The organism is Rhodococcus sp. IEGM 1366, assembly GCF_033142425.1.
Taxonomy (GTDB): Bacteria; Actinomycetota; Actinomycetes; order Mycobacteriales; family Mycobacteriaceae; genus Rhodococcus_F; species Rhodococcus_F globerula.
Map to the genome: position 1 here is coordinate 1 of NZ_JAWLRZ010000001.1, position 17,315 is coordinate 17,315.

The 17,315-nt window shown below is 61.8% G+C and carries 16 protein-coding genes; 5 read left to right on the forward strand and 11 right to left on the reverse strand.

The window, feature by feature from the left end; translation table 11 throughout:
- Positions 1 to 86 precede the first annotated feature (86 nt).
- Together R4P64_RS00005 and R4P64_RS00010 are read left to right on the forward strand one after the other, a co-directional pair.
- Positions 87 to 302, forward strand: coding sequence for a ferredoxin (locus R4P64_RS00005; RefSeq protein WP_033233201.1), 216 nt, complete (start codon positions 87 to 89; stop codon positions 300 to 302).
- Positions 303 to 357: 55 nt separating this feature from the next.
- Positions 358 to 1,728 (forward strand): cytochrome P450, encoded by a 1,371-nt coding sequence (locus tag R4P64_RS00010; protein ID WP_092804011.1) that lies wholly within the window; start codon positions 358 to 360, stop codon positions 1,726 to 1,728.
- Positions 1,729 to 2,142: 414 nt separating this feature from the next.
- On the opposite strand, the gene R4P64_RS00015 is transcribed toward R4P64_RS00010, so the two are convergent.
- The gene (locus R4P64_RS00015) at positions 2,143 to 2,652 is read right to left on the reverse strand and encodes a nuclear transport factor 2 family protein (protein WP_033233802.1); all 510 of its coding nucleotides are present in this window, start codon (positions 2,650 to 2,652) and stop codon (positions 2,143 to 2,145) included.
- Positions 2,653 to 2,916: 264 nt separating this feature from the next.
- Here R4P64_RS00015 and R4P64_RS00020 point away from each other — a divergent pair, with 264 nt between their 5' ends.
- Entirely contained in the window at positions 2,917 to 3,174 is a 258-nt protein-coding gene (locus tag R4P64_RS00020) for a hypothetical protein (protein ID WP_317545366.1), read from the forward strand.
- Between the two features lie 111 nt (positions 3,175 to 3,285).
- Here R4P64_RS00020 and R4P64_RS00025 read toward each other — a convergent pair whose 3' ends face one another.
- Together R4P64_RS00025 and R4P64_RS00030 are read right to left on the reverse strand one after the other, a co-directional pair.
- Positions 3,286 to 3,786, reverse strand: coding sequence for a hypothetical protein (locus R4P64_RS00025; RefSeq protein WP_033233204.1), 501 nt, complete (start codon positions 3,784 to 3,786; stop codon positions 3,286 to 3,288).
- Positions 3,787 to 4,322: 536 nt separating this feature from the next.
- On the reverse strand, positions 4,323 to 4,463 hold the full coding sequence (locus R4P64_RS00030) for a hypothetical protein (protein WP_181317471.1): 141 nt from the start codon (positions 4,461 to 4,463) through the stop codon (positions 4,323 to 4,325).
- Positions 4,464 to 4,658: 195 nt separating this feature from the next.
- On the opposite strand from R4P64_RS00030, the gene R4P64_RS00035 reads away from it, so the two are divergent.
- Positions 4,659 to 6,131 (forward strand): FAD-dependent oxidoreductase, encoded by a 1,473-nt coding sequence (locus tag R4P64_RS00035; protein ID WP_317818823.1) that lies wholly within the window; start codon positions 4,659 to 4,661, stop codon positions 6,129 to 6,131.
- A 46-nt stretch (positions 6,132 to 6,177) separates the two neighbouring features.
- On the opposite strand, the gene R4P64_RS00040 is transcribed toward R4P64_RS00035, so the two are convergent.
- From R4P64_RS00040 to R4P64_RS00075, 8 genes are all read right to left on the reverse strand, one after another.
- Positions 6,178 to 7,623, reverse strand: a complete 1,446-nt coding sequence (locus R4P64_RS00040) for an aldehyde dehydrogenase (RefSeq protein ID WP_317818824.1) — start codon at positions 7,621 to 7,623, stop codon at positions 6,178 to 6,180.
- 255 nt (positions 7,624 to 7,878) lie between these two features.
- Positions 7,879 to 8,667: an SDR family NAD(P)-dependent oxidoreductase gene (locus R4P64_RS00045; protein ID WP_287164257.1), complete on the reverse strand. Its 789-nt coding sequence runs from the start codon at positions 8,665 to 8,667 to the stop codon at positions 7,879 to 7,881.
- Positions 8,668 to 8,692: 25 nt separating this feature from the next.
- Positions 8,693 to 9,343: a PaaI family thioesterase gene (locus tag R4P64_RS00050; RefSeq protein ID WP_033233208.1), complete on the reverse strand. Its 651-nt coding sequence runs from the start codon at positions 9,341 to 9,343 to the stop codon at positions 8,693 to 8,695.
- Positions 9,343 to 10,212, reverse strand: coding sequence for a MaoC/PaaZ C-terminal domain-containing protein (locus tag R4P64_RS00055; RefSeq protein ID WP_095887152.1), 870 nt, complete (start codon positions 10,210 to 10,212; stop codon positions 9,343 to 9,345). Before R4P64_RS00055 ends, R4P64_RS00050 begins: the two co-directional genes overlap by 1 nt.
- Positions 10,212 to 11,414, reverse strand: a complete 1,203-nt coding sequence (locus tag R4P64_RS00060; RefSeq protein ID WP_045064948.1) for a lipid-transfer protein — start codon at positions 11,412 to 11,414, stop codon at positions 10,212 to 10,214. The genes R4P64_RS00055 and R4P64_RS00060 overlap by 1 nt, the downstream gene beginning before the upstream one ends.
- Before the next feature lie 7 nt (positions 11,415 to 11,421).
- Positions 11,422 to 13,602, reverse strand: coding sequence for an acyl-CoA dehydrogenase (locus R4P64_RS00065; RefSeq protein WP_033233212.1), 2,181 nt, complete (start codon positions 13,600 to 13,602; stop codon positions 11,422 to 11,424).
- Between the two features lie 34 nt (positions 13,603 to 13,636).
- Positions 13,637 to 14,800, reverse strand: a complete 1,164-nt coding sequence (locus tag R4P64_RS00070; protein WP_033233804.1) for a steroid 3-ketoacyl-CoA thiolase — start codon at positions 14,798 to 14,800, stop codon at positions 13,637 to 13,639.
- Positions 14,801 to 14,980: 180 nt separating this feature from the next.
- Positions 14,981 to 15,592 carry a TetR family transcriptional regulator gene (locus R4P64_RS00075; protein ID WP_033233213.1) on the reverse strand — a complete coding sequence of 204 codons (612 nt, stop codon included), beginning with the start codon at positions 15,590 to 15,592 and terminating at the stop codon, positions 14,981 to 14,983.
- A 171-nt stretch (positions 15,593 to 15,763) separates the two neighbouring features.
- On the opposite strand from R4P64_RS00075, the gene R4P64_RS00080 reads away from it, so the two are divergent.
- A complete protein-coding gene (locus R4P64_RS00080) occupies positions 15,764 to 17,296 on the forward strand; it encodes an FAD-dependent oxidoreductase (RefSeq protein ID WP_045066711.1) in 1,533 nt (510 codons plus the stop codon).
- Positions 17,297 to 17,315: the final 19 nt, after the last annotated feature.

Consider the following 17,315-nt stretch of genomic DNA (forward strand, 5'->3'; position numbering starts at 1 on the left):
CAGATGCGGGTCGATGCGGGCGGTTACCTGAAGATGCATTCCTTCCACCCGTAAACACCCACCGACAGCTCCGAAGGAGATGCACCATGAGAATTCATGTCGACCAGGACATCTGTCAGGGACACACAATCTGCTCGATGGTCGCACCCGACCTCTTCCAACTCAGGGACGAGGACGGGCACGCCTACGCGATCGACGGTGACGTCCCCGCCGAACTCGAGGGCGTCGCGCGCGAGGCCATGCTCTCGTGCCCGGAGCGCGCGATCGTCGAGATCTCCGAGCATGCAATTCAGGAAGCCTGAACCGTAATATCCTCTGGCGCTGCGTAAGAGCGCCTCGATCGCACCCGGAGCAATCATGACAGCAGACGATGTTCGCAATGTCGAAAACCTGAAGAAGTGCCCGATCGACTATGAACGCCACGGGCCGAACTTTCGTATCGAGTTCGCGGAGAAAACACACGAGCTTCATGCGAAGTGTCCGATCGCGTGGACTGATTCATACGAAGACCACTGGGTTGCCAGCGGAATGGACGAGGTTTTCGCACTCGCTCGCCGATCCGACGCGGTAACCAACTTCCGGGACGCCGACGGCAGCAAGAACGGGTACAAGGGCATCTCCATCCCGGCGTATGACTATGGCCCGTACGACACTCCGTCATTCCTCGAGCTGGATCCGCCGGAACAGACCGACTTCCGGAAGACGCTCAACCCCTACTTGTCACCAGCCGCCGTCGTACGGTGGATTCCGGTCATCGACGACCTCGTTCGTGCGTGCATCGACGACAAGATAGAAAGCGGCAGTATCGATTTCGTCCACGACCTCGCGAACGTCGTTCCGGCGGTCGTGACCATGGGCATGTTGGGCCTGCCGCTCACCGACTGGGAAATTCACAACGAACCCGCTCACGCGCTGATGTACACCCCGCCAGGTTCGCCCGACCACGAACGGGTGACGCAGATGGCCATGGACAGCCGTGCCGCCCTGACCGCGGCGGTGCCCGAGGTGCGCGCGAATCCCCGACCAGGCCTGATGGACGCTCTCGTGAAGACAACCGTCGTAGGCAAGCCCCTCACCGACCAGGAGGTCACGGGCACAGCGATGCTGCTGGTGGGTGGCGGGTTCGACACCACAACTGCACTGACCGGTCAGTCCATCCTGTGGTTGTCTCAGCATCCGGCAGAGCGAACTCGTCTCATCGACGAGATCGACACTCTTCTCGACCCGGCGACTGAAGAATTCCTCCGCTATTTCACCCCTGCACAGGGCGACGCGCGGACCTTCAGCCAGGATATCGAGATCAACGGCGTCGAGTTCAAAGAGGGCGAGCGCCTTTGGATCTCATGGGCGATGGCAAACCGATCGCCTAATGTGTTCCCGAACCCGGATGAAGTGGACTTCGACCGCGGTGCGAACCGTCATGCTGCGTTCGGACTCGGTATCCACCGCTGCATCGGCTCGAACGTCGCTCGCGTCCTCTTCAAGCGGATGTTGACCGCGGTGCTCGAACGCATGCCCGACTTCGTCGTCGACTCGGAGAAAGTTGTGCATTACGAGTCCGTAGGGCAGATCAACGGACTGGTGAACATGCCCGCAACGTTCACACCCGGCAAACGGCTCGGTCCCGGCTTCGCCGAGACCATCGATCGAGTGCAGAAGATAGTCATCGAGCAGAGCTTGGCAGAACCTGTGGTGTCACGGAGAGAAGCGGCGAAGGTCGGCGACTGAGAACGTGCGGTGTTGCGGTAGGGAGTCTTGTTCCGAGTATCTCCCTGCCGCATTACACCAATGGACTGGGCTGGGGATGTGAGTAGTGATCCGGCTCGATGTGATGAAAAACTGATCAAGTTACGACAGTTCACGCAACTCCCCCTTGTCCCTCCCAGCTCCAGGCGAGCCGGGAGGGATTAAGGAAGCCTTTTCGTCAAGGATTGGGCACGAGGCCGGCGCCTGCATCGAAGTGAGCTCGAGCAGTCGCTCGCGTGAAGTGAAGTTTCCCGCAGCACTGTCCGCAGAGCGCTGTCCGCTGGCGGGACACACCAATTGTGAACCGAGTCGTCACCAAGGTAGCCCGTCATGTCGGACCGACGTTACTGTCGCACAGATCTGATCCTCGTAGTCAGCGTCGGAGATATAACTGCGTCAGCCCAGAACCTGGTAGCTCGGGTCTGTGGTGTCCCTTCGCCCCCAGGTTTCAGGTCCCGCTTGATTCGACGTCTCATGCATGAGGTCTGCAACGTAGATCCGATGATCGATTGCCCACAAGTCTTCGCGCAGAGACCATCGATCGACGTATCGGCCGCGGTGAAAGACATCGGTGACCGTTCCTCCCGACGGTGCCGACCGCAACCACACGGCGACATACGATTCGCTCTTCGCCGTGCCCGAATTCAGATCGACCGAGATGATGGTGTTGCTCACCATATGGGAATGCGACTCTAACCTGAGGTGGTAAGCCCACACGAAATCGAGAAACCCCGCTGCACTGCCTCGATATCCTGGACCGTAGTCAGCCGTACCGTCTGGGTGCCAGACACTGTCGGCCAGCGGTCGATCCATTCGATCGAGCCCACGGCAGTACGAGTACAGCGATTCGGCGATCTGCTGTCTGGCCGCCAACTCGGCGATGACGTTCGATTCGGTTGAAACCACGGTAAGCACTCTTCCCGCTAGATGTAAAGTGAGAAACTCGTCTTAGCCTACCCAAATCTCGCACCCGGTTCCTTCACGGATTCCGGTGGCCGGTACGACATTCCACCCGACCGCCGAATCACGCGAAAGGCCAACGCTAGATACAACCTAACGAACGAGACCTGGCCATCGCCCTGCCTTCACTGTCGTCGAATGCCAACATCCCGACACTCGAAACGCTAAACTTAAAATACAAGGATTAATTTTCAACGAAAGGAATTCCTCGTGATTGCAGCTGATCTACGTGACGAGCTCGCGTCGGGCTCCAGCATGAGTGTTGCCATCGCTCGCGAGTTCGACCGAGCTGTGGACAATTACGTCTACGAAGGTTTGGCCGACGGAGCGGTTGTATCCGTACTTTCGTCGCTTGTTGCCGCTGTTGGGATACTGGAAGAGGAAGTCCGGAGTCTTTCGAACATCCTCGCTCAGACGCGAGGCGAGTCAAGGGTCACCACGTCGGGCGAAGCTGCGACCCAGAATTAGGAGCAACCGACAGCGAGTAGGTGTCGGACCGGAGCACTCGAGGAGACCTTCGCCATCGAAAGGGCAAGGGGATGCCCAACTAGGCGGCAAACCAAGCCCAGTCGCGCAAGATCAAACCGTCATATTCGACTTCTCCAGAGACCGCTCTGCGTTGTATCGCAGGATCGCCGACGCAGTGTAATCGTCTACGCCATAACGCTCGGCGACCGCACCGACGAGTCTGGCGGCTCCATCTGCACCACCATCCGCCAAAAGATCCACGAGGACCGCCTGGTCCGCGGCGGCCAAGTCTTCGTCCCTGCTGTGATCCACTATGTGAGCGACGATCAGGGCAGATTGGCCGTTGGCTGGTTCAACAGCCATCACTACCGGCTCTCGCAGTATTCCATCGCGCCGCCGCAGGACTACGTGATTGCAGTGCTTCGCACTGAGCGCGGCGGCGACCTCTGGACGCACATCACGCAGACCACGCCGGGGTTGGTTGACCTGACGTTCCACCGATTCGACGAACGTTTCCCCGAGAATGCTCGCCGCAGCGCTACAGACAGTCACCGTGGACGTGGGTAAGTCGATAACCAGCCTTCCCACCAATGCTGTCGTGCCATCGCCCATTGTCTTCACCCCTACTCGTTCCAGCCGCTAGCCAACAGAGCGCGGATATGACGTACCCCAATGACAAAAACACTATAACTAATTAATACAAGTGAAGGAACTGTCCCGACGGAACCCGATCGAGATCGAAACACGACAATCGCAAGCTCAAGTCTTCTTCGTCGAGGCGATGGGTCCCGCACGAGTACGCGGGGTGTGGACGGGCGTCAGCCAAGACGGCAACCTCTGCGCCAACTCCGGGTCAGCTCCGGCGCCTGAGATGAAGGCATTGAGACAACCGACGAAGGCATTGCGCAGCGTTGGGCTGGAGCGAACACGCAATTCACAGAGCCCCACTCGACGTCAGTCAGATTCAGTGTCGTCGAGACTGCACGAGTGATCGCTCTCAGTGGAACCGGCGGGCGGTGTGGGCACGAGGAAGCCGGCTGCAACAATACTGGACTTTTCTGGGCAGCCCTTCCGATCTCCCCCAAAAAAGCGCATCAACCACGGCAACGACCCGCCGCCATTCTGACGGGCGCCAGCGCTCTTAAGGCTCAATCCGAGGTGGGCGTGTCTTCATCTTGCTCGGCAAGAGGATCGATGGTGTCGACGCCCTCCAACACCGTCAGCTCTTCTTCTGCCTCGGCTAGCAGACCTTTGGCCTCGGCCTCGATCTTCTTCACCCAATCGGACATCCCGAGCCTCGTCTCTTCAATACGGAGTTCTCGATTTCTGGGTTCAGGATACGTCGCCGGGCCTCTGCGAGTCAGCCGACTGGCTGCCGAGCTATCTACTCAGACCCGACATCTCCCGCTGGATGGCACAAGCACTTCACCAGCACTACGAGCGACCGTAGCGTGCGGAAAACACAACTGAACTGGAGATCTTCTATGAGTGCGCGCCATCCCGTAGCCCCACTGAATATCCACGATGTAGAGAATTTCGACCACGAAACCGAAGTCCTCGTCGTCGGATACGGCTGCGCGGGTGCAGCGGCAGCGTTGGAGGCCTGCGCTCGTGGCAGTGACGTGATTCTGCTCGAACGGGCAAGCGGTGGAGGCGGGTCGTCCGCACTGTCCGGTGGCGAAATCTATCTCGGCGGCGGCACCGAAACTCAGCGTGCATGCGGATTCTCCGATACTCCCGAAGATATGGCGGCGTACCTCATGGCTGCGCTCGGGCCGGACGCAGACAAAGAGAAAATCGATGCCTACGCCCATGGCAGTTTGGAGCACTACCAGTGGCTGGTCGATCACGGTGTGCCGTTCAAACCGTCGTTGTGGGATTCTCCTACGTGGGTGCCACCCACTGATGACGGTTTGATGTGGCTGGGCGAAAACAGCTGGCCTTACGACGAACTCGCCAAACCAGCTCCGCGTGGTCACCGCGTCACCGCCGATGGCTTCGGCGGCAAGGTGCTGATGGCAAAACTCTCCGAACAGGTGGCTGCCCGCAATATCGGCGTACACACCGATACATACGCCACCCGCCTCATCATGGACGGCATTCGCGTCGTTGGGGTCAGTGCACGTAGTTTCGGCAAGACGGTCACCTACCGCGCGCGACGCGGGGTTGTTCTCACCACAGGTGGCTTCGCCGACAATGCCGAGATGGTGGCTCAACACGCACCACAACTTGTGGGATTGGGCGTGAATAGTGATGGTGGCGACGACGGTCGGGGCATCGTTATCGCCCAGGCAGTCGGAGCTGCCGTCAAACACATGTCTGCCGGCCAGGTGGGAATCACGCTGGTTCCCGCAATGATGGTGCGCGGCATGATCGTCAACAACGTGGGGCAACGCTTCATCAACGAGGATGTATATCCCGGCTTGGTCGGTCAGGCTGCGTTGTACCGACACGGTCTCGATGTCTGGGTAATCCTCGATGAGCAGGCGTACGAAGAAGTCCCCGAAGTAGAACGTTGGGGGGTGCAGCCTCACTATGTGGCCGAAACCCTCGAAGAACTCGAGGAAGAAATCGGGATACCCGCAGGAGCGTTGGTCACCACGATCGGTGAGTACAACAAGCATGCAGCAGATGGAGTCGACCCGTACTTCCACAAATCTGCGCGATGGTTGCGTCCGCTCCAATCTCCTTACGCGGCAATTGATGTTCGACGCGGGATGGCGCCTCCCGAGCTTGGCGCATCGAATGGGGGCGGTGCCGAGGTGTTTACCACCGGCGGTCTGTGGACCACTGTCGACGGCAGGGTCCTCAATCTGGACGGGGAAGCTATCCCTGGACTGTTCGCGGCCGGCCGAGCAACATCAGGCCTGCATTCTTGGGGATACATCAGCGGAACCTCGTTGGGAGACGGCACCTTCTTCGGCCGCAGAGCCGGTATCTCGGCGGCCGGCCGATAGACAACCGCAGCCCCGGAGTTCGGCACTCCGGGGCATTCGAGCAGTGCTACTCCGGCAGGAAGATCGATTTGAGGCTGTAGTACGACGCGAGCCCTTCCGGCCCCAATTCACGGCCTACCCCACTCGCCTTGACCCCGCCGAAGGGCGAACCCCAGTCCAGGCCATAGGTATTCACTCCGAAGGAACCTGTTTCCACCTTCCGGGCCACGTCGATCCCTCGATCGCGGTCGGCAGTCCACACCGTGCCGCCGAGGCCGTACTCGGAATCATTCGCCAACGCGATGGCGTCGGCTTCGTCGCTGTAGGGGATCACGGTCAGAACCGGCCCGAACACTTCGTCCTTCGCGATGTTCGCGTCGTTGCTCAGATTGCCGAATACTGTCGGCTCAACGAACCATCCACGATCGAGGTGCGCAGGACGCTTGCCACCTGTCGTGACCGTTGCGCCCTCGGCACTTCCCGCGTCGATCATCGACAGAACTCGCTTGTACTGACGCTCGCTGACCAAGGGGCCGACAAAGGTACCGGCATCAGCGGGGTCACCGATCGGCAGCGACGCCGCCATTGCAGTCACCGCATCGAGGAATTCGGAATACCGAGTGGCCGGTGCAAGAATTCGCGTCGACATGTAGCACGTCTGACCACTGTTCAGCAGAGACGCCGTGGCCAGGCCTGCCACGGTCGTTTCGATATCAGCATCGTCGAGGATCAACGCGGCTGACTTTCCGCCGAGTTCGAGGGTGACGGGACGCAGAAGTTCACCACAGACTCGACCGATGTGCCTACCGGCAGGCGTCGAACCGGTAAACGCAACCTTGGAGACGCCAGGGTGGGCCACCAAGTACTGACCGACGTCGGGGCCGCCGGTCACGATGTTGAGAACGCCGGCAGGCAAGCCTGCTTCGACGGCTGCTTCCGCCAGGAGGTAGGAGTCGAGTGTCGTTTCGGGAGAAGGCTTGAGCACCACCGTGCAACCGGCGGCCAGTGCAGGAGCGATCTTGAACATCGACAGGATCGCCGGGTAATTCCACGGTGCGATCGCGGCCACGACGCCGACCGGTTCCTTTCGCACGATCGTCGTACCGGCACTGGAGAGACTCTGACGCACTTCTTCGACCGACGACGAACGAATCAGATCGGAGTAGTAGCGCAGCAGCTGCACCGGGGCGTCCCCCTCAGCAAACCGGGCGAGAGTGATCGGCATACCGTTCTGCCGGCTGACCAGCGAAGCTCGCTCCTCCGATCGCCGTTCGACGGCATCCGCGAACCTGTCGAGAATCGCGGCGCGATCGGAACCGTCCAGGTTTGCCCACTCCGAGGAGCGCAGTGCTCGGCCTGCGGCAGCGACGGCCGAGTCGACATCTGCCGTCGAGGATTCCGGAAAAATGCCAAACAACTGTTCGGTAGTTGGCGAGAATACCTGAATCGCACCACCAGTCGCCGGCTTTGCCCACTCACCGTCGATGAACAGAGTCGAATGCTCGATTTCCATGTCTGCCTCGGTACTTTCAGCTCGGAAGAATAGCCTGAGCGATCGATCGCAGACGCCACTGCAACGCCGTGAAGCCTCAACCTGCAATCGACAGGTTAGCGATCGTTCGTTTGACTACTATCGGTGAGCCACGAGGCGCTGTCAAGGACGTGGTTTGTTTCGGGTACTCGAGGCAGGAACGGGACAAGGCCTACAAACGCACAGTGGCTCGACGCTGAATCAGCGTCGAGCCACATGTGTCTATGCAGGCGAAAGTCAGTCCACGGTAGGCGCCCACTGCACACCGTTGATGTGCCCACCACCGTCGACGAAGAGGGTATTGCCGGTGACATAACGACTGTCGTCACTTGCCAGGAAGGCTGCAACGGGGCCGATATCGTCGAGGGGATCGCCGATCCGCCCCATCGGATTCTGCGCGGCCATGACGGCCACGTTCTCCGGATTAGCTTCGGCAACACGCTTATACGCCGCACTCTGCGCACCGGGGCAGATGACGTTGCAGTTCACGTGCTTGGGAGCCCACTCGCGGGCAGCAGTGCGAGTCAGTGTCCGCAGCGCTTCCTTGGCCGCGTTGTACTGCACCGAGTACATGTGAGCGTTCACGCCGTTGAGGCTGCACATGTTGATCACGCGGCCGGTGCCGTGACGCTCGAGTTCCGGCAGCGCCGCCTGCATGGCCCAGAAAGCGGCCATCACTGCCATGTCGAAACCGCCGCGCAACTGCTCGTCCGTCATCTTCTCCAGCCGAGCGAAACCGAAAGTCCGCCAAGCATTGTTGACCAGGATGTCAAGGCGTCCGAACCGCTCGACGGCCTTGTCGACCATGGCAAGAACCTGAGCTTTGTCGGTGACGTCGGTGCGGATGAATTCTGCATCCGCGCCCCACTCGTCGCGCAACCACTGGGCGGTTTCGAGGCCGGCCGCCTCGTCGATCTCGGCAACCAGCACCGACGCGCCTTCACGCGCGAAGGCACCTGCCACACCACGTCCGATGCCCATGCCGGCGCCGGTCACAACAGCTACGCGTCCGTCGAGCTTCCCCACTGGGGTTCCTCCTTCGTCAGAACCCCTACCTGGGGCGCGGAATTGTCTTGTCGATGAACAGACCCTCGACCGAAACGCACACTTCACCGTCGGGCGTCCTGATCTCGCCCACCGTGTGAACCTTGCGGCCTTCTTTGGAGATGAACTTGCCACTGATGGTCAAGGGCACGAACAACGGGGTCGGACGGTGGTAGCGCGTGCTCAATTGTGCTGTCATACCGGCTGTTCCACCCCAAGCGTTCGCGACACCGAGGACGTGATCGAGCAGCATCGCCGACACGCCACCATGCACGTGGCCGGGAGGGCCCTGGTACGGCAATGTCAACGTGACAACGCCCTGCACCGAACCGTCTTCGAGTCCTTCGAGAACCACCGGCGGTGCGATGGCGTTTTCTCGACCGGTCACCGGGTCGTGACGAGTGACGCCTTCACCGTTCCACATGTCGATCAATCGCTCTTCGACCTCGGGCGCATGCTGCTCGAGGTGAGCGACGATGCTGTTGAGTTCCTCGGCAACTCGATCGAGGTTTGCGTTGTCGCGGTCAGTGCGCTGTAGCGCGTCGATGAGCCTGCGCGCCGCCTCGGTCGCCCGATCGATGGGAGCATCCTGCGGCGGCGACGTCAGAACCGTTCCGCCCGGATGTGTTGCGGCAGTGGGGTGGGTTCCGACGGTCATCAGTTGATCTCCATAGTGGCGTGCGTGAGAACCGGGGAGTTCTCGCGCTCAGGGCAGGTTGCAGCCAGCGTCAAGGTGTTGCCGTCCTGCCACACCGACGTGGTGATGGATTCGCCCGGGAACAACGAACCGGCAAAGCGCACCGAGTAGTTCTTCACCCGAGAGGGGTCGCCGCCGAGCACACCGTCCACGACGGCCTTGCAGACGATGCCGTACGACGCGAGGCCGTGCAGGATCGGTGCGTCGAAGCCGGCCATCTTCGCGAATGCCGGATCAGCGTGCAGCGGGTTCATGTCTGCACTGAGCCGGTAGAGCAACGCCTGCGACGAACTCGTTGTGGAGGTGAGCACGGCGTCGGGCGCACGATCGGGAACTCCGGCAACAACTTCGGGGCCGGCGCCTCCACCGAATCCACCTTCACCGCGGGCCCAGATTTGCATTCCGGTGGTCCACAACGGATTACCGTCGGAGTCCGCGGCCGCAGTCTCGAGCACGATGACGGCAGCCTTGCCCTTGTCCCACACATCGGCAATGCGAGTGGAGATGCGCGCAGTACCCGTCGACGGGATCGGCGCGTGCAGGGTCAGCGACTGTCCGCCGTGCAGGATCTTGCGCAGATCGATGTCGATGCCGGGCATGTTCATCGCGGCGGGCGGCAGTACGCCTGCCGAAATGCCCTGACCCGCAACCATCGCGAAGGTCGGAAGAACCTTCAGACCCTTTTCGTACACCCAGGTGAGCTCGGCAGGATCCAGAGCATTTACTCCCGCTCCGAGGCCCAGCTGGTAGAGCATGACGTCGCGGTCAGTCCATGACGCTTCGCGCACAGTCGGTTCGGCGGCCAATGCCACCTCGAGATCGATAGCCATCAGTTCTCCAAAGTTCCGGCTCGGTAGACCGTCACGACGCACGCGCCGCCCAGTCCGAGGTTGTGCTGCAATCCGATTCGAGCGCCCTCGACCTGACGGGCGTCTGCGGTACCGCGGAGCTGCCACGTCAGTTCGGCGCACTGCGCCAACCCGGTGGCACCTAGCGGGTGGCCCTTCGAGATCAGGCCGCCAGACGGATTGACCACCCACTGGCCGCCGTACGTCGTGGCACCGGATTCGACGAGCTTGCCGCCTTCACCGGCCGCACACATTCCGAGACCTTCGTAGGTGATGATCTCGTTGATCGCAAAGCAGTCGTGCAGTTCGATGACATCGACGTCGTCGATGCTGATGCCGGCTTCGGCAAAGACCTGCTCGGCGGCCGCAGCCGTCATCGGAGCGCCGACCACGTCGATCATCGACTTCTCGGCAAACGCTGCCTCGGTGTCGGTAGTCATGGCCTGAGCGACGATCTCGATCGCACGGTCCTCGAGTCCGTGTTCACGGACGAACTTCTCACTCACGACGACGGCAGCACCGGCGCCGTCCGAGGTCGGCGAGCACTGCGAACGTGTCAGCGGCGCATGGATCATCTTGTCCTCGAGCACTTGTTCGAGGGTGTACTCGTCACGGAACTGCGCATACGGGTTGTTGACCGAGTGCTTGTGATTCTTGACCGCGACGGCAGCGATCTGTTCGACCGTGGTGCCGTACTTCTGCATGTGCTCGACGGCAGCGTTACCGAACAGCTGAGCTGTCATCGGCGAGCGGGCGAACCCGTAATCCTCGACCATGATCTTCAACTGCGAGTCCAAGGTGGTGACCTTGGGCATCTCACCGTTACCGGTCAGTGCCGTCTTGGTCATCTTCTCGAACCCGACGGCCAGTGCACAGTCGGCTTGTCCGGCCTGGACCCACTCGCGAGCCATCATCAGCGCCGTCGAACCGGTGGCGCAGTTGTTGTTGACGTTGAAAATCGGGATACCGGACAGACCTGTTTCGTACAGGGCACGCTGGCCCGCTGTCGACGCGTTGAACACGTAACCGACTGCAGCGCGCTGGATCTGGTCGTAGCTGATCCCTGCATCGGTGAGTGCGTTCGTGACAGCTTCGGTCACCATGTCCGGGTATTCCCAGTCACGGGTCTCGATCTTCTCGAACTTGGTCATACCCACGCCGATGACGAATGTGCGATTGCTCATGTGCAGATCACTTTCCCGGTTCGGGGTCACGAGGTAGACCCAGGATTCGCTCACCGATGATGTTGAGCTGAACATTCGTTGTACCACCCGCGATGGACATGCACTGCGAGTTCAGGAACATCTGAGTTGCAGACATCCGATGCTGGTCGCCCAGTAGCGAACTCGGTCCGGCCCACTCCATGGCCACGTCCCACACCTGCTGGATGTGCTCGACACCGATGAGCTTCGCAACGGAGGACTCCGCACCAGGCTGCGCACCGGACAGCGAGCGCAGCGTGGTCCGCAGACCCAGCAAACCGCCGGACTGCGCGTCACACAGCACCTTTCCGAGTACCGTCAACTGCTCGTCGTCGATACCGCCTGGCAGTCCGTCGACCAGGCTCAGCAGTGCCTCGCCGCCCGATCCCAGGGAGGAGTCGTTCGACAGCGAGACACGCTCGTTGGCCAGCGTGGTTCGAGCGAGCTTCCAGCCGTCGCCCGGCCCGCCGACGAGGCACTCGTCGGGAACGAAGACGTCGTCGAAGAAGACTTCGTTGAACAGTGCTTCCCCGGTGATCTCGCGCAGCGGGCGAATGTCGAGGCCGCTGTTCTTGATGTCGATGAGGAAGTAGGACAGGCCCTTGTGCTTGGGGGCGTCGGCGTCGGTGCGGGCGAGGCAGATGCCCCAGTGCGCGTCGCGTGCCATCGACGTCCATACCTTCTGGCCCTGCAACTTCCAGCCACCGTCGACCTTGGTGGCCTTCGTGCTCAGAGCTGCGAGGTCGGAACCTGCGCCCGGCTCGGAGAAGAGCTGGCACCAGACGATGTCACCGCGCAGTGACGGTGGGACGAACTTGGCAAGCTGCTCTTCGTTGCCGTGCGCGATGAGCGTCGGGATGACCCAGTTTCCGATAATCATGTCGTGCGGCTTGATCTTCGCCGCGCGCAGTTCCTCGGCGATCACGAGCTGGCTGACGGCGTCGGCGGACTTGCCCCACGGAGCCGTGAAGTGCGGTGCGGTGTAGCCCTTTTCCGCGAGGTACGTCTTCTGCGCGGCGCCTTCGAGTTCGAGCGCCGGAGCGAGTTCAGCGCGAACATCGGCGCGGATCGCCTCGGCCTCCGGCGGCAATTCGATGCTGAGCACGCGGCGGGTGCCGGCAATGGTCAGCGCGGCGACGCGGCGGCGCCAAGAAGCGGTGGAGCCCAACAGAATCCGCAGGGACTGCGCGCGGCGCAGGTACAGGTGCGCGTCGTGCTCCCACGTGTAGCCGATTCCGCCGAGCACCTGGATGCAGTCACGGGTGACGGAGAAACCGGCTTCGAGGGCCGTGGCTCCGGCGACTGCTGCTGCGAGAGAAGCCTCTTCGGCACCGACTCCGTTTGCGGGCGTCAGCGCACGCGCTGCGTCCCAAGCACAGACACGGGCCTGCTCGGCAAGAGCAAGCATCCGGGCAGCCTTGTGCTTGACACCCTGAAACTGACCGATCGGGCGCCCGAACTGCTGACGCACCTTCGCGTAGTCGGCAGAAGTGGTCACCGCCCAGTCGGCCAGACCCGACGCCTCGGCCGCGAACAGGGTTGCGGCGATGTCGAGTACACGCTGGCTGTCGATGTCGAGGATCTCGGCGGCGGTGAGCACCAGTCCGTCGACGGTGACCTCGGAATTACGACGCACGACGTCGTAGCTGGCCAAGTCGGTGACCTCGAGCCGGTCGCGTCCGAGCAGAACGAAACCGCTGTCCGTGGCGAGTAGGAACTGGTCGCCGACATGTCCGCCGAGGATGTGGCTCGACGTTCCGCTGAGGGTAGCGGTGTCACCGTCACGGGTGATCTTCAGCGAACCGGGCTGCACGGCAACAGCTCCGAGTGTGCTGCCGTCGACCAGGCCGGCAAGCGGCGCGGTGACTCCGGCGTCGCTGAGGACTGCGCTGACCAGCACGGTCGGCAGGAACGGGCCGGGAACCATCGAACGCCCCAGTTCCTCGACGACGATCGCAAGTTCGACCAATCCGTATCCGGCGCCACCGAATTCCTCGGCTACGTGCAGACCCAGAAGGCCCTGCTCGGCAAGCCCGTCCCAGAGTTGCGGGCGGGTCTCGACCTTGGCCTCGACAGCTTCGCGGATGACGGCCGGCGTTGCGTGGCGCGCGGCCCAGCCCCGTACGGAATCGCGGAGGTCGCGATCTTCTTCACTCAATCCAATAGTCATGTCTACCTCGTCAATTCGAAAGTGTGAGTACGGATCAGATGCGTTCGATGATGGTGGCGGTCGAGAGAGCTCCACCGGCGCACATCGTGATCAGAGCCGTGGACTTGTCGGAACGCTCGAGTTCGTGCAGCGCCGTCGTGATCAGGCGAGCACCGGTGGAACCGACGGGGTGTCCCAGAGCGATTGCGCCGCCGTTGACGTTGACCTTGGACAGGTCTGCCCCGTGGACCTGCGCCCAGGAGAGGACGACGGAGGCAAAAGCCTCGTTGATTTCGACGAGATCGATGTCGTTCAGGGTCATTCCGGCCTTGTCGAGCACCATCTGGGTGGACTCGATCGGTCCGTCCAGGTGGTAGAAGGGATCGGATCCGACCATGCCGGATGCGATGATCCGCGCGCGGGGCTTGAGGCCCAGTTCCTGTGCGCGCTCTTCACTCATCAGCAGCACTGCTGCGGCTCCGTCGCTGATCTGCGACGAGTTGCCGGCGGTGTGGATATGACCCTCGATGACCGGCTTGAGTCCGGCGAGCGCTTCCGCAGTGGTCTCGCGAAGGCCGCCGTCACGGGTCACCGTAGCGATCTCGCCGGTCGGCGTACCTTCCTTGGTGACGACCGGAGCCTTGACGGGCACGATTTCACGGTCGAAGCGACCTTCGGCCCACGCCTGGGCTGCGCGGCGCTGCGACTCGAGACCGAATGCGTCGACGTCGGCGCGCGTGATGCCACGCTTCTCGGCAATTCGCTGCGCAGAGGTGAACTGGTCGCCCATGTCGATCGTCCAGTCGTCCGGGTACGGGTTTCCCGTTCCGGGCGCATTTGCCTGGCCCAGGAACACACGACTCATAGCCTCGACGCCACAGCCGATACCGGCTGAGATCTGACCCGAGGAAATGAGGCCGGAAATCAAATGCACTGCCTGCTGGGCAGATCCACAGGCGCAGTCGATGGTGGTTGCCGCGGTGCTGTACGGCAGTCCGGCGTGCAGCCATGCCTGACGCGTGACGTTGTTGGACTGCTCGCCCGCCTGAGTGACACAGCCGCCGATGATCTGTCCGATGTCTTCCGGGGCGACGCCTGCCCGTTCGAGAACTCCGAGCTGCGCTGCTCCCAGAATCTCGGCGGGGTGCAGTCCCGCCAGCGCGCCGCGACGACGGCCGATCGGTGTGCGGGCGGCTTCGACGATGACTGCATGGCCCATGATGAGCGCTCCTTCGTAGAGATATCGGTTGGTGAGCTGGCTCACCTATCACTTTTCTGCAATGTATTCTATTTATTTAAGTAGAGCAACGCGGCGGTCCACGTTCAGTACGCTTCTTGAATTAGAATTCATTTCAATTTTGAGAATAAGACAAGCTCAACGCCCGGAGGCGAATCGCTGTCAGTGCCGCGAAAGATTGACCAGAAGCAAATCGCAGCCCTTGCGGATGTCGTACTCCGCGTCGGGAATCGAGATCCTGCCGTTGAGGCAGGACTGAATCACGCCGAACCACAGCTGCATCAGCAGTCGCAATGCGGTGTTGTCGTCTTCGGTGGGATTGTCGATTCCCGCCGCATCCAACACGATCTGACGAAAACCCCGATCGATCTTGCCTGCATCGGGAACTGTTGCGACGTTGGCGGTGCTGGTTGATTGCAGCATCGCTGTCGAGAGGGCCGGCCGACGCAGTAATCCACGGGTGGCGCGCACCAACACTTCGTAGACGGCATCCTGCGGATTTGCCGACTGCACCTGATGCTTGGTGAAGGTGTCGCCGATCTGATCGATCTGCTCGACCATCACGGCAACGAACAAGTGAGTTTTCGACGGGAAGTAGCGGTACAGCGTCCCGATAGCGACTCCGGCACGCTTCGCGACCTCGTGCATCTGGACGCGAGCAAGTTCCTTCTCCGTCGCCAGCTCTTCTGCAGCTTGCAACATCCGGACATGGCGTGCCCGCTGCTCGTCCGAACTGGGCTCGGCCGCGTCTCTGACCTCGGCAATTCTCGGCACCGTCGCCCCTAATCATCCTGTGAGTGTGTAGCGGCCGCGGACGACCGAGTCAATTCTCGCACCCAATCCCCGCATGTCGGCATATTGCCCGCTGAGTGAGACCTGACATAGCCAACGCGGGTCACTGGGTATTGCGTATAGGCCCCACCCTCTTCGAGTTAGGACGCAATGATGCAGGACTGGACCACGGAGTGCGACGTATTGGTCGTCGGTTCCGGCGGCGGCGCGCTGACCGGTGCTTATACCGCCGCAGCTGCCGGATTGAGCACCATCGTGATCGAAAAGACCAACCGCTTCGGCGGAACGTCGTCGTACTCCGGAGCTTCCATCTGGCTGCCGGGAACTCAGGTCCAGGAACGTGCCGGCCTGCCCGATTCCACCGAGAACGCGCGCACCTACCTGCGCTCACTGCTCGGTGATTCCGAGTCCGATCGCCAGGACGCGTACGTCGACACAGCCCCCGCTGTCGTCGCGCTACTGGAGAAGAACCCGAACATCGAATTCGAGTTCCGGGCTTTCCCCGACTACTACAAGGCTGAAGGCCGGATGGACACGGGACGCTCCATCAACCCGCTGGATCTCGACCCGGCCGACATCGGCGACCTCGCAGAACTGGTTCGTCCCGAGCTCGATCAGGACCGAACCGGCCAGGGCCATGCGCCCGGCAAGATGATCGGCGGACGTGCACTGATCGGCCGTCTACTCGCAGCCGTTCAGAGCACCGGCAAGGCCGATCTGCGCACCGAAACCACTCTCACCTCCTTGATCGTCGAAGACGGCCGCGTTGTCGGCGCCGAGGTCGAATCCGGTGGCGAAACCCAGCGCATCAAGGCAAACCGCGGCGTGCTCATGGCGGCCGGCGGAATCGAAGGCAACGACACGTTGCGCGAGCAGTCAGGCACCCCGGGCAAGGCCATCTGGAGCATGGGCCCGTTCGGCGCGAATACCGGCGACGCGATCAGTGCCGGCGTTGCTGTCGGCGGCGCAACAGCGCTGCTGGATCAGGCCTGGTTCTGCCCCGGCGTCGAGCAGCCCGACGGCAGCGCCGCATTCATGGTCGGTGTCCGCGGCGGGCTGATCGTCGACAAGGCCGGCGAGCGCTACCTCAACGAGTCGCTGCCGTACGACCAGTTCGGCCGCGCGATGGACGCGCACAACGACAACGGTTCTGCCGTACCGTCGTTCATGATCTTCGATTCCCGTGAACGCGGTGGATTGCCCGCGATCAGCATCCCCAACACCCCTCCCGCCAAGCACCTCGAGGCTGGAACCTGGGTTGCTGCAGATACTCTCGAAGAGCTCGCAGAAAAGACCGGCATCCCGGCTGACGCGCTACGTAGCACCGTCGAAAAGTTCAACGACGCAGCAAAATTGGGTGTCGACGAGCAGTTCCACCGCGGCGAAGATCCCTACGATGCGTTCTTCTGCCCGCCCAACGGTGGCGCCAACGCAGCACTCACCGCAATCGAGACCGGCCCGTTCTACGCGGCACGCATCGTTCTCAGTGACCTCGGCACCAAGGGCGGCTTGGTCACCGACATCGACGGCCACGTTCTGCGCGCCGACGGTACCGTGATCGACGGCCTCTACGCCGCCGGCAACACGAGCGCGTCGCTCAGCGGCCGCTTCTACCCCGGCCCCGGCGTCCCGCTGGGTACGGCCATGGTCTTCTCCTACCGAGCAGCCCAGGATATGGCGAAGTAGCACAACACAGGCAAGTGGG

Excerpts from the sequence above, each read along its gene's own strand:
- R4P64_RS00005 (WP_033233201.1), top strand. The coding sequence starts at position 87 with ATGAGAATTCATGTCGACCAGGACATCTGTCAGGGACACACAATCTGC.
- R4P64_RS00010 (WP_092804011.1), top strand. The coding sequence starts at position 358 with ATGACAGCAGACGATGTTCGCAATGTCGAAAACCTGAAGAAGTGCCCG.
- R4P64_RS00025 (WP_033233204.1), bottom strand. The coding sequence starts at position 3,786 with ATGGGCGATGGCACGACAGCATTGGTGGGAAGGCTGGTTATCGACTTA.
- R4P64_RS00030 (WP_181317471.1), bottom strand. The coding sequence starts at position 4,463 with ATGTCCGATTGGGTGAAGAAGATCGAGGCCGAGGCCAAAGGTCTGCTA.
- R4P64_RS00035 (WP_317818823.1), top strand. The coding sequence starts at position 4,659 with ATGAGTGCGCGCCATCCCGTAGCCCCACTGAATATCCACGATGTAGAG.
- R4P64_RS00040 (WP_317818824.1), bottom strand. The coding sequence starts at position 7,623 with ATGGAAATCGAGCATTCGACTCTGTTCATCGACGGTGAGTGGGCAAAG.
- R4P64_RS00050 (WP_033233208.1), bottom strand. The coding sequence starts at position 9,343 with ATGACCGTCGGAACCCACCCCACTGCCGCAACACATCCGGGCGGAACG.
- R4P64_RS00055 (WP_095887152.1), bottom strand. The coding sequence starts at position 10,212 with ATGGCTATCGATCTCGAGGTGGCATTGGCCGCCGAACCGACTGTGCGC.
- R4P64_RS00060 (WP_045064948.1), bottom strand. The coding sequence starts at position 11,414 with ATGAGCAATCGCACATTCGTCATCGGCGTGGGTATGACCAAGTTCGAG.
- R4P64_RS00065 (WP_033233212.1), bottom strand. The coding sequence starts at position 13,602 with ATGACTATTGGATTGAGTGAAGAAGATCGCGACCTCCGCGATTCCGTA.
- R4P64_RS00070 (WP_033233804.1), bottom strand. The coding sequence starts at position 14,800 with ATGGGCCATGCAGTCATCGTCGAAGCCGCCCGCACACCGATCGGCCGT.
- R4P64_RS00080 (WP_045066711.1), top strand. The coding sequence starts at position 15,764 with ATGCAGGACTGGACCACGGAGTGCGACGTATTGGTCGTCGGTTCCGGC.